The following is an 11,168-nucleotide window of genomic DNA, read 5'->3' as shown; positions in this document are numbered from 1 at the left end:
ACCGCCGAATTCGATCCGCTGCGCGACGAAGGCGAGGCTTACGGCGAGAAGCTGCGCAGCGCCGGCGTGCCGGTGACCGTCTCGCGCTACGAAGGAATGATCCACGGATTCTTTTCGATGTACGAGGCGCTCGACAAGGGCAAGCTCGCGATCGAGGAGTCAGCCGAGGCGCTCAGGAAGGCATTCGCGAAGTAGCGGCGAGCGTCACCACTGCTCGTAGTGCACGGCGCGGCGTTCGTAACCGGCGCCGCGCAGCAGGTCGCGCAATCGAATGACGCCTTTGCCGACGCCGCAAATGTAGAACTGGCGCGTGCGATCAGCGTCGCCGATGACCCATCGCGCATCCGCCAGCTCGAACAGGCGATCGTAAATCTGTCCGGGCGCGATCACACTCTCGTACGAGAAATTCGGCGCGGTCCGCATCAACTGTTCGAGTTCGGCCGCGTACAGGATGTGATCGCGATCCGGCGCCGCGTAAATCAGATGGATCCTCGACGCCGACGGCGAGGCGAGCGCCCGCTTCAGCATCGGGCGAATCGGCGCGATCGCCGTGCCTTCTGCGATAAAGCACAGCTCCGCATCGGGTGCGCGGTCGATCGTGAAGGTGCCGAAGGGTCCGCTGAAATCGAGCGTGTCGCCGACGCGCCGATCGAACAGCCATTGGACGCCGCGGCCGCCTGCGACGCGATTGAAGCAAATCTCGAACGGGCCGCGCTCTTCAGGGTCCGACGCGATCGAGTAGGGCCGCGAGCGCATTTCGTCGCCGAGCGGAATCGTTATCGAAATGAACTGGCCGGGGACAAATCGCAGATGCTTGCCGCTGGTGAGCGAGAGAAAAAGCGACCGCGTGTCGGTCGTGTGATCGAAAATGTTCTCGACGCGCGCATTCAGAGTCGAGCGCTTGAATCCACCGGCGGGCGGTTGCTCGGCCGTCATTCTTCGGCCGCCTCGCTGACCTGGTTAATCGTGTAGCGCGGAATCACGACGACGATTTCCGCGTTGGGGTCCTCGATGACGGCCTGGCATCCGAGTCGCGACGTCGGGGTGAGCCCCGGCGCCTTGTCGAGCAGGTCTTCCTCCTGTTCGCTGGATTCACCGAGGTTGTTGAATCCCTGCTTGACGATCACGTGGCAAGTCGTGCACGCGCAATTGCCGCCGCAGGCGTGCTCGAGATGGATGCCGTGACCCAGCATCACGTCGAGAATCGAGCCGGGCTTGCCGTCGTGATGAAACGGGGCCTTGGCGGGGTCGAACTCGATTACTTTTTCGGGGTCCCCGTTTTCGAATTGGATTCGCAGTTTCGCCATCGGAGTCAGGTCGCAATTGAGATTATGCGCTGCGTCGCCGCGGCGAAACCGTGGCCGCGATCCAGACGCGTAAGCGCTTGCATCTTCGCCGGATTTTCGCCATCATCGGACACCTCAGAAGACGAGGGGAGAATCCCAATGGCGACGCTGACCAAGCGGCAGAAGCAATTACTCGATTACCTGACCGACTATAACAGCGAACACGGGTACGCGCCCACGCTCGCCGAAGTCGGCCAATATTTCGGGCTTTCGTCGCTCGCCACTGTGCACAAGCATTTGCACAACCTCGAGCAGAAGGGGTTCATCAAGCGGCAACACAATCACAGCCGAGCGCTCGAGGTGGTCGAGTCGGAGAAGCGACAAGCGCCGAGGACGATCCGATTGCTGGGCACCGTCGCGGCGGGCGCACCGATTGAGGCGGTTGAGAACAACGAAACGATCAGCGTGCCCGACGACTTCATCCGGCGCGACAATACTTTTTGTCTGCGCGTGAAGGGCGACTCAATGATCGAAGACGGCATCCGCGACGGCGATTACATAATCGTCGAAGGCCGCGACAGCGCCGACAACGGCGAGACGGTTGTTGCGTTGATCGGCAATGAGGCGACCGTCAAGAAGTTCTACCGCGAGTCGGGCGGGCAGGTTCGGCTACAACCGGCCAACTCGGCAATGCAACCGATCATGGTGGGTGAGGGCGACCTGGCAATTCGCGGCGTGGTCGTCGGCTTGATGCGTCACTACCGTTAAGCTCGCCGCTCGCGCGGCGCAATTTCCATGTTCAAGAAGATCGATTGCGTGATGATCCGTGTGGACGACGTTGCCGCCGCGGAGAAGTTCTACTCGGAAGTTTTTGGGCTCAAGCCGCTGTGGCGTGAGGCTCGCAGTGTCGGGATGCGGCTAGCCGAAACCGATGCCGAGATTGTTCTTCACAACAACGCCGACATACCCAACAAGGTCGAGGTGCATTACCTGGTTAGTGACGTCGTGATGGCGGTTAAGACCTATGCCGGGAAGGGTTGCCGCGTTTTTGTCCAGCCATTCGAGGTCCTGATTGGAAGGTGCGCCGTCATTCAGGATCCGTTCGGAACTACTATATGTTTATTGGATCAAACTTCAGGGAAGCGGCCGCATTATATCGGCGAAGTCCCTTAGGCGCGGATCGGAATCGTGACAACGAAGGTTGAGCCCTGCCGAAGCGCGGTCTTGACGAACATTCTTGCGCCGAGGGCTTCTACATTGCGCTGAACAACAGCGAGGCCCAGGCCCATTCCGCGGTGACGGCGGATGCTCGAGTGTGAAAGTTGGGCGCAGGTCTCGAATGCCTGTTTGACCAACTCCGCCTCGATTCCGGGCCCGGTGTCACGGACTTCCAGTTCAAGGGCGGCGCCGAGTTGAGACGATCCGGCGCGGCGAATCGCGATCGTTACGCTGCCGCGGTCGGTAAACTTGATTGCGTTGACGGCCAGGTTGAGCAGGATCGATTTGATCGGTCGGCGCCGCGAGCGAAAAACCGCAGGCGCGGCTTCGAGATCGAACCTGATTTCGAGGCCTTTCGTGTCGTTCGCAGCTTCGAGTGCCGGCGTGAGATCTCCGATCAGGTCGTGCAGGCAGATTTCCTCTTCGTCCGCCACCTCGGCCATCGCGTCCGCGACCGAAAAGTCCATGACGTTTTCGACGGTCTGCGCCAGGTCGTGCGCATTGGCGTTCATGCGTTCGATAATTTGCTTGTGCCGATCGTTTACCCCTTCGCTCAGCTCATCGCGCAGAATGTCCAGGTAGCCGAGAATCGCCTGTACGGGCGAGCGAAGTTCGTGCGCGAGGTTAGCGAGTGCCTCCATGTGCAGCCCCTGCTCCCAGTGGCCCGCCTGCACCTTCGGAATTCCGTCTCTGGCATCGGACTGAACGGATGCGACCGGCAGGTGACCATTATTTGACAGGTTCGACACTGTTCTTTTCCGCGCGTCTCTTTCCTTCTGGCTGGCGTCGCTGCGCTTAACTTTTCTGTGCGAGCTATGCGCGCCAATCGCCATCTAAGTTGAAGCAAAGGAGCGAGAACGTGAATCGGAAAATCACTTAGATCGACGGGGGAAAGTACCTAGAAGCGGGGGAAAGAGTACCTAGGGAAAAATCAGCAGCACGGCGCCGGGGTTGAGAATCTGGCTGAATCGATTCGCGCGCGGTTTCAGCCGCCGCAGTTCGATCGCAATCGCGCCGACGAACCGGATCTATTGCGTAAGCGACCCGCCATGCAAGCGCCGTTAATCGCCTCGTTTCTTGCGCGCAGTATCCAAATACCGTCGCTGCCAGTGCTCCGTAGCACTCAAACTGCAATCAGCAGCGCACACGTCCTTGTCGTTTGGATCGACGCGACCTTACTCTGAGTCGAACGCGTCATTTGAAAGAACTAACGGAGACTCATTTATGAAACACTCATTGAAAAGCGCAGCTTTGGCCTTCGGCGTCGCGGTTCTGTTCGGCAGCGTAGCGGTCGGATACGCCGACCGTACTGACACCACAAGCTCGACCAGCCAGACGACAACGTCGGCCCCGGCGCCGGTTGCTGTGTACCCGGCTCCTGTCGTCGTTGCGGCGCCTCCGATGGTGGTCGCGGCGCCAGCTCCAATAGTAGTGGCAGAGCCGGCGAGCACGACCAGCGAGCACCGCTCATCGTCGTCGAGCGACAACTCTCCCAGTGGCAGCACGAGCGAGCATAGCTCGAGCACTAGCACCAGCAACTACTAAGTAGCAGCTGTTTCGCCTGCGGAGCGGCAGACCTGACCGACGCGAATTAGCGTCGCGTAAAAGGCTGCCGCTCTGTATTATCCACCGAGGTGTAATGCCGCGTGGCGGAACAGAAAAAATCTTCGGGCCGGGCGATTGGCGTGATGGCGTTCGCGCCCTGGATTCTCTACGGCTTTGCGTCCGGCTTCAATCACTGGCGCATCGCGAGCGGCGGCGGTTTGATCCTGGTTTTCGCCTATCTGGCAGTGATGATTCGCCGCGGCATCTCGATCAAACTGCCGGACTGGTCCACGCTGAGCTTTTTCGTGATCGCATCAGTGATGATGATAGGCCTGCGCTCGACAACGTTCACAGTTTACAGCGCGGTCGTCGTCTGGGCATGCTTCGCGGGCGCTGCGTGGGGCTCAGTCGTGTTGGGGCATCCGTTCACGGCAGCCTATGCGCGCGAGAACACGCCGCCAGAATTCTGGGAACATCCGGTCTTCAACCGGCTTAACCTGCTGATGACTCTGGTCTGGTGCGGGTTGATGACCGTCAACATCGGTTTCGCCGTGATAGGCGTGATAGTCGGTGGCAACCTGGCCAAGCCGCTATTGAGTTATGCGCTGCCGATGGCGTTGTTAGTATCTGGATTCGTTTTCAACGGCCGGTTCCCCGCCAGATACCTTGCGCGGTCAGGCTTTCAGATCCCCGCGGCAAGCACGCCGGCAGCATAGCTAGTCAGGAGCAGCTACATAGTGCGTGATTTGTTCCACTCGTGCGGATAGCTCCTGCGGCGCGACTCTTATGCATTCGTAGCCGAAAGAGCGATAGGTCTCTTCGTGAACTTTTTCAAAGCGCAAAGAGTCCTCGAAGCTGATTCTTCGTGCCGCCGAAGGCTCGCAGAATCCCAGGTTTTCGATAAAGAAGAGCTGCTTCCGATAAATTTGCTGTTTCTTCATTCGTTCAATTTCATTGGCGAGAGTTATCGAGATCGGGACGCCGAGGAAGACGGCGAGCGCATAGGTGCATAGTGGTGAGCGATCAAAGAACTGCACTTCCGCCAAGTCAGATACGCGCATCTGCCGCTGTATCTGAAGATTAACAATGTCGTCGATGAAAGCGGGGTTCGTATGTGGTTCGGCGATGCCTTGCGCATGTCGCAGAGCGATGATGTCGGTGGCAGCTTCTTCGACGACGAGAAAGCCCGCGACTTCCAAGGCGCGGAGGATGGAAGTTTTACCGCATCCGGGAGTACCGGTGAGTATGTATCGTTTCGGGTTCATGTTGGACCTCATGAGAGAGACAGAATCTTGAGTCGCGCGCAAAAAAGCGCGCTGGATAAAGACCCTCACCTTCGATCCTCTCCCTTTCAGGGAGAGGGGAAGAGCAGCGAGCCGGATTGTGCAAAGCGCCTATTGTGGAAGGGCGGCGGGCAGAGCTTGGGCGAAGCTTTTTCTTGCGGGCCGAGAGGACCGAATCTTAGCGGGTCAGGAAATTTTGTCGGGCTTGGGGGCTTCGGCGGCTTTTACTTCGTCGGGTTTGGCCAGCGGAGTGGTCGCGTTGTCGGGCTCGTTCATCGCGCGCTTGAAATCGCGAATCGCTTTGCCCATCGCGCCGCCGACATCGCCGAGCTTGCTGGGCCCGAAAATGACCAGAATGATCACTAAAATGATCAGCAGGTGAGTTGGCGCAAAGAGGTCCATATTTTTCTCCGGGCCGGCTGCAGGCAGCCGATCCTCTCTAAACTCTATATCCTAGACTGCCGGATTGCCAATCTATTCCCCGCCATCACGCCGAGCGGGCGGGCTCCTGATGGACGGGGGCGCCGTCATCCAGGTGGTAGCGCTGGACTTTGCGATACAGCGTCGAGAGGTGAATCCCGAGCACCTGCGCCGCCTTGACCTTGTCGTTTTCGACCTTGTCCAGCACGCGCTTGATATGCTCGCGTTCGAGTTCTTCCAACGTCGCGCCGGTGTTCTCGATACGCGCTATCACGGGCGACGTGCTGCTCAGTTTGTCGGGCAAATCATGCGAGTGGATGACGTCGGTCTCGGCGAGAATCGCGGCGCGCTCGACGGTATTCTCGAGCTCGCGGACGTTGCCCGGCCACGCATAGTTGAGCATCAGGCGCATCGCGCCTTTCGAAAATCGCATCGCGGTGCGCGACAGCGACTTCTCGTACTTGCGCAGGAAATGGTTGGCGAGCAGGGGAATGTCGTCCTGGCGCTCGCGCAGCGCCGGCAGATTTATGTTGATGACGTTGATTCGATAGAGCAGTTCCTCGCGGAAGCGGCCGGCCTTGACCTCGTTCTCGAGATTTTTATTGGTGGCGCACAGGACACGCACGTCGAACGCCACAGGATCGTTGGCGCCGAGCGGGTAGGCCTCGCGTTCCTGCAGCGCGCGCAACAACTTCACTTGTAGCGCGAGCGGCAGCTCACCAATCTCGTCGAGCAGGATCGTGCCCTTGTCTGCCGCTTTCAGCAGTCCCACCTTGTCCTGCCCCGCGCCGGTGAACGCGCCGCGCTTGTAGCCGAACAGTTCGCTTTCGAGCAGGTTCTCCGGCAGCGCGCCGCAATTGATCGGCAGGAAGCGATTGTTGGCGCGATCGGAGCTGAAATGAATCGCGCGCGCGACGAGTTCCTTGCCGGTGCCGGACTCGCCGGTGATCAAGACGCTGGAATCGGTGCGCGCGACTTTTTCCATGACGCGGAACGTGCTTTCGATCGCGTCGCTTTTGCCGATGATGCTCTCGAAGCGATACTTCTCGCGCAATTCCTGGCGCAGGAAGCGATTCTCCCTGAACAGCGCCTTGCCCTCGAGCGCATTGCGCATCACCTTTTTCAGGTGGTCGTTGGCGAACGGCTTGGTGATGTAGTCGTAAGCGCCCTGGTGCAGCGCCTCGACCGCGGACTCGACGCTGGCGTAGGCGGTGACGATAATGCCCATCACCTCGGGATCGAGTTCGCGCATCTTGCGCAGCAGATCGAGTCCGCTGCCGCCGCTGGTCAGGTTAAGATCGAGAATCGCGAGATCGACTTTTTCTTTTTCAAAGATGTGAAGCGCCACTTCGGCGGCCGGCGCCTCCATCACCTCGTAGCCCTCGCTGCGCGCTAGCTGCACGATGATCGAGCGCATCAACGGTTCGTCTTCGACGATCAGGAGCCGGTAAGGTCCGCGTTCCTGTGCGGTCCATGAAGCGTCGTTGTTCATTGGCGAGCCCGATCAGGATGCTGCCATTTCCGCGGCCTGTTGCGCACGCACCGTTTCCTCGGCCGCCGCCAGCGTGATCGTGACAGCGGTGCCGCGGCCAACCTCGCTATCGACACGAACGGTGCCCTGGTTGGACAAGATCATGCGCTGGCAGAGAGAGAGTCCGAGTCCAACGCCGGCGCCGGCAGGCTTGGTCGTGAAGAATGGATCGAACACGCGCTCGAGATGCTCGCGGGGAATTCCGATGCCGTTGTCGACGACCTTGATGAACACCCGGCGCGACTTATCCGAGCCCTGACCCGGACGCTGGTTCTCGGTGATCACCTTGATCACGGCGCCCTCGGCCGGAGCCGCATCAGCCGCGTTGAATAGCAGGTTGAGCAGCACCTGTTGAATTTCGTTGTCGTCTGCGAACGCGCGCCGGAGATCGGGCGCGAGGATCGGTTCAACCCGAATGCCGCTGAAACGCTTGTTGTAGGTGATGAGCCGCAGGGTCTCGGCGATGAGCCCGTTGACGTCAACCTGCTTGCGCTGCGCAGTGGTCGGCCGCGCGAAATTGACCAGGTCCTTGAGCGTGCTCGAGATGCGCGTGATCTGGGAAAGTATGGTGTGCATCAAGGTGCGCCGCTCGGGGTCCTGCTCGCCGGTCAGGATCGATTGCACCAGCGATGAGATTGACGCGAGCGGATTGTTCACCTCGTGCGCGACGCCCGCCGCAAAAGTGCCCGCCGCGGCCAGTCGCTCAGCCTTGATCAGCGAGTCGAGCATCTCGCGCCGCTGCGTAACGTCGCGCAGGATCATCTGGATGAATTGCTTCTTGCCGTAAGTGATGAGCGCGTATTTGACGTCGAAGAAAAACGGCCCGATGGGGAATTCCAGGGTCTGCGCCGAGCTATCCCGCATCACCGTCTCCAGCGTCTCGAGCAGGCCCGCGTACTTGTCGGGCGGCACCAAATCCGGGACCGTTCTCCCGACAATATCCTTGTGAGCGTCGGGGTAGTGTTCGGATTCCATTTTATGGAGCTGCATTGCGGCCGCGTTCACGCTCAACACCTTCCAGGTGTGCGGCTCGATCTCGTACATCGGATCGGGCGCGTGATCGACGGTGTTGCGATACTTTTCTTCAGACTCCCGAAGCAGCCGTTCGCGCGATTCGATGTAGAACTGCGAGACCATCAGGCGCCGCTCGTCAATCGCCGCGACCATCAAGTCGCGCACCCGTTCCATCGCGGGGCCGGACATTGTGGATTTTACGTGATCGAGAATGATTTGCTTGAGCGCGATATGAATGACGTTGAACTGAGACGGCTTGGCCCGCGCGAGCATCCCCTCCTGGCAATGCCGGCGCAGGTAAACGTAAGTGCAAATGTCGTCGGGATCGCGCAGATGATCGACGAAGCGGATGAGAGAATTGACCATGTTGTCCGGGCGGCCTTTCTCGTCGAACTTCGAGTGCCCGTGGACGATGTAGGCGATCGATTCTCCCCACTGTTGGACGATGCCGTCGAAGTGCCGGTCGATCAGGTCCGCGGCATCGGCGCGAATCTGGATGCACTCGGGCGTGCGGCTCCAGATAGTCTCGCCCCAAAGTCGCGAGAGTGATTGCTCGATCTCGGCGAGTTGGGTTCTTATCGCCTGTACTTCTTCTGGGGTCGCCTGAATCGGCGCGTCGTTCGTTTGACGTTGTTGCATGGACTTTGACGGTCTGTGGCATCCGCAGGCGAACGATAGTTTCATTGAGCAACCCGGTGGGTAGATTTCATTGTTTGGTACTCTCTGACCTATAACATTCGCAAAATAACCAATCTAGCGTGTGCATTAAGGCGGCATGCTGCCTGATTTTGCACCTCGCGAATCGCGTCGTCAGAAACTCGCGCGGCGCAAATCGTACAGCGCTCATCCCAATTGGTTTGCACGAGGTAGGCGTCAGGCGAAAAACCTCGATAACCATTGGATTTTAGCCATGGCATGGCTCTGGCAATTAGGTCCTCATCGAGAGGGCACCGACATCCATGCTGACCGCCACCACCGAATCCACCCAACGCGTCACCCCGCACGGTAAGTTCCTTTCTCGCGCTGGACAGAAATTCTTTTTCAAGGCGATGCGCCTTGCTGACGTGAGCGCAACGCTCGATTTTGCACAGAAACTCAAACTGAGGAAACGGCTCGACGACCTCAGGACGTCGCACACGACCGGCCTCGTGCTGACGGAGGCGCAGTCGCAGCCGTGCCTCGACATTGCGGCGCAATCGGGACTGGTCGCGATGGTGGAATTGAGAATCAAGGCGGATGAACTGACGAGCCGGCGCGGATTCAAATCAGTCGTCTCGCGAATCGCGCATACGGCAAATATTTTCAGCAAGCACCCGGCGCTGATGGGTTACATCGTCGATTGTGAAATCGGACAAGACGCGTTGCGTGCGGGCGGACTCGAAAACGCGCGGCGTCGGGTGCGCAGTATCGTGAAGACGATCAAGGAGCGCGCGCCCGAGGCAATCGTCGGAATCAAGGTGCGTCCGGAAACGCGGGCGCTTTCGATTTTGGAAGAAGACTTTCTCTACGCGGAAATCCCGGCGCTCGCGCCGGTCGAGATTCGCGATTTCGTCGTCGCGCTGCACAACGTCGCCGAAGCGCGTCCGGTCATCATTGAATTCAAGGATGCCTCGCCGGGGCAGGACGAGGCTGTCGCAGTAGCGTTTGGCACGGGTGCGGCCGGCGTGGTTGCTCCTCCCGTTCCTGCTCCGGTTTCTCACGACTGGCTGGGCGTGCGCATGATGCGCGCGTCGGACCTGATGCCGTTCGTAACGCTCAACGGCACCTGCCCGCCGCGGCCGGCGAAGATGCCGATGGTGTCGGTGGTGATTTGCGCGTACAACGCCGAGCGCACGATGCGTCCGTGCCTGGAGTCGCTGCGGCGCCTGGACTACCCGAATTTCGAGGTCGTCATCGTCGATGACGGCTCGCGCGACAAGACCGCGGACATCTCGATGGACTTTCCCGAGTTCCGGCTCATTCGCCAGCCCAACAAGGGGCTGAGCGTGGCGCGCAACGTCGGGATGCACGCGGCGCGCGGCGAAATTATCGCGTACACCGATTCGGACTGCGTCGTCGACGCTCACTGGCTGACGCTGATGATGCGCTCGATGGTCGAAAACAATTTCGACGGATGCGGCGGACCGAACTACGCGCCGCACGAAGACGGATGGATCGAAGCGAGCTGCGCCGCATCGCCGGGCGCGCCGTGCCACGTGCTGGTCGCCGAGAATCGCGCCTAGCATCTCGCGGGCTGCAACATGGTGTTCTCAAAGGCGGCGCTCGCCAGGATTGGCGGATTCGATCCGCAGTTCACGGCGGCGGGTGACGACGTCGACATTTGCTGGCGCATGCTTGCAGCCGGCTACAAGCTGGGATTCTCGCCTGCGGCTTTCGTCTGGCACTTCCGCCGCAACACCGTGAAGGCGTACTACGGGCAGCAGCGCGGCTACGGACGCGCCGAGGCGATGCTGTTTCCGAAATATCCCGAGCGTTTCAACGTGATGGGACAGATCGCATGGCGCGGCACGATTCCCGGTCTCGCGCGCACGATACCCGGCGGCAATCGCAAACGCGTGCTGTGGAATGCGACCGCTGGTGCGCAGTCGCTGTTCGATCCGCGCCTGACCCTGCTCAAAGTTCTGCCGAATACGCTCGAGTGGACCGTGCTCTCCGCAATCGCGATGGTCGCGTCGATCGTGCTTGGCGTATCGCTGATTCCCGCGGCCGCGATGCTGGCGCTGGGACCGATTTGGGCGCTCTACTATGCTTGGCACGCGCCGCTGGATAAATCCCACGAGAGTTTTACGGCGCGACTGCTGATCGCGTATCTCGCTTACACGGGGCCGATGGTGCGAACCATGACGCGCTACAAGACGCGGGCGAAAGCCC

The 11,168-nt window shown here is 60.0% G+C and carries 12 protein-coding genes and 1 pseudogene; 6 read left to right on the top strand and 7 right to left on the bottom strand.

All coding sequences use genetic code 11. From position 1 onward, the window contains the following. On the top strand, positions 1–195 hold a 195-nt coding region (locus VIW95_RS04295), incomplete at its 5' end, for an alpha/beta hydrolase fold domain-containing protein (RefSeq protein ID WP_331584181.1). Positions 196–204: 9 nt separating this feature from the next. Here the strand turns inward: VIW95_RS04295 and VIW95_RS04290 are convergent. Both VIW95_RS04290 and VIW95_RS04285 read right to left on the bottom strand, forming a co-directional pair. Further along, entirely contained in the window at positions 205–936 is a 732-nt protein-coding gene (locus VIW95_RS04290) for an FAD-dependent oxidoreductase (protein WP_331584180.1), read from the bottom strand. Beyond that, a complete protein-coding gene (locus VIW95_RS04285) occupies positions 933–1,307 on the bottom strand; it encodes a 2Fe-2S iron-sulfur cluster-binding protein (RefSeq protein WP_331584179.1) in 375 nt (124 codons plus the stop codon). Before VIW95_RS04285 ends, VIW95_RS04290 begins: the two co-directional genes overlap by 4 nt. Positions 1,308–1,445: 138 nt before the next feature. Here VIW95_RS04285 and lexA point away from each other — a divergent pair, with 138 nt between their 5' ends. Both lexA and VIW95_RS04275 read left to right on the top strand, forming a co-directional pair. Beyond that, complete coding sequence (gene lexA / locus VIW95_RS04280; RefSeq protein WP_331584178.1) at positions 1,446–2,054, top strand: transcriptional repressor LexA; 609 nt, start codon at positions 1,446–1,448, stop codon at positions 2,052–2,054. 27 nt (positions 2,055–2,081) lie between these two features. Beyond that, positions 2,082–2,459: a VOC family protein gene (locus VIW95_RS04275; protein WP_331584177.1), complete on the top strand. Its 378-nt coding sequence runs from the start codon at positions 2,082–2,084 to the stop codon at positions 2,457–2,459. Here VIW95_RS04275 and VIW95_RS04270 read toward each other — a convergent pair. Next, complete coding sequence (locus VIW95_RS04270; RefSeq protein WP_331584176.1) at positions 2,456–3,253, bottom strand: HAMP domain-containing sensor histidine kinase; 798 nt, start codon at positions 3,251–3,253, stop codon at positions 2,456–2,458. The genes VIW95_RS04275 and VIW95_RS04270 overlap by 4 nt on opposite strands. A gap of 475 nt (positions 3,254–3,728) precedes the next feature. On the opposite strand from VIW95_RS04270, the gene VIW95_RS04265 reads away from it, so the two are divergent. Both VIW95_RS04265 and VIW95_RS04260 read left to right on the top strand, forming a co-directional pair. Then, positions 3,729–4,049 carry a hypothetical protein gene (locus VIW95_RS04265; protein WP_331584175.1) on the top strand — a complete coding sequence of 107 codons (321 nt, stop codon included), beginning with the start codon at positions 3,729–3,731 and terminating at the stop codon, positions 4,047–4,049. Between the two features lie 101 nt (positions 4,050–4,150). Beyond that, positions 4,151–4,765 carry a hypothetical protein gene (locus VIW95_RS04260; protein WP_331584174.1) on the top strand — a complete coding sequence of 205 codons (615 nt, stop codon included), beginning with the start codon at positions 4,151–4,153 and terminating at the stop codon, positions 4,763–4,765. On the opposite strand, the gene VIW95_RS04255 is transcribed toward VIW95_RS04260, so the two are convergent. From VIW95_RS04255 to VIW95_RS04240, 4 genes are all read right to left on the bottom strand, one after another. Next, complete coding sequence (locus VIW95_RS04255; RefSeq protein ID WP_331584173.1) at positions 4,766–5,383, bottom strand: ATP-binding protein; 618 nt, start codon at positions 5,381–5,383, stop codon at positions 4,766–4,768. It lies immediately after the preceding gene. Positions 5,384–5,518: 135 nt separating this feature from the next. Next, positions 5,519–5,734 carry a twin-arginine translocase TatA/TatE family subunit gene (gene tatA / locus VIW95_RS04250; protein WP_331584172.1) on the bottom strand — a complete coding sequence of 72 codons (216 nt, stop codon included), beginning with the start codon at positions 5,732–5,734 and terminating at the stop codon, positions 5,519–5,521. 85 nt (positions 5,735–5,819) lie between these two features. Further along, positions 5,820–7,244 (bottom strand): sigma-54 dependent transcriptional regulator, encoded by a 1,425-nt coding sequence (locus tag VIW95_RS04245; protein WP_331584171.1) that lies wholly within the window; start codon positions 7,242–7,244, stop codon positions 5,820–5,822. 12 nt (positions 7,245–7,256) lie between these two features. Next, positions 7,257–8,936, bottom strand: coding sequence for a two-component system sensor histidine kinase NtrB (locus VIW95_RS04240; RefSeq protein WP_331584170.1), 1,680 nt, complete (start codon positions 8,934–8,936; stop codon positions 7,257–7,259). A gap of 320 nt (positions 8,937–9,256) precedes the next feature. Here VIW95_RS04240 and VIW95_RS04235 point away from each other — a divergent pair. After that, positions 9,257–11,168: pseudogene (locus VIW95_RS04235) on the top strand (glycosyltransferase); the annotation flags it as partial.

The sequence above is a fragment of the Binatus sp. (SeqCode) genome (assembly GCF_036522015.1).
GTDB lineage: Bacteria > Desulfobacterota > Binatia > Binatales > Binataceae > Binatus.
The sequence above is the reverse complement of the archived record's forward strand: the minus strand, read 5'-3'. Positions and strand labels throughout refer to the sequence as shown.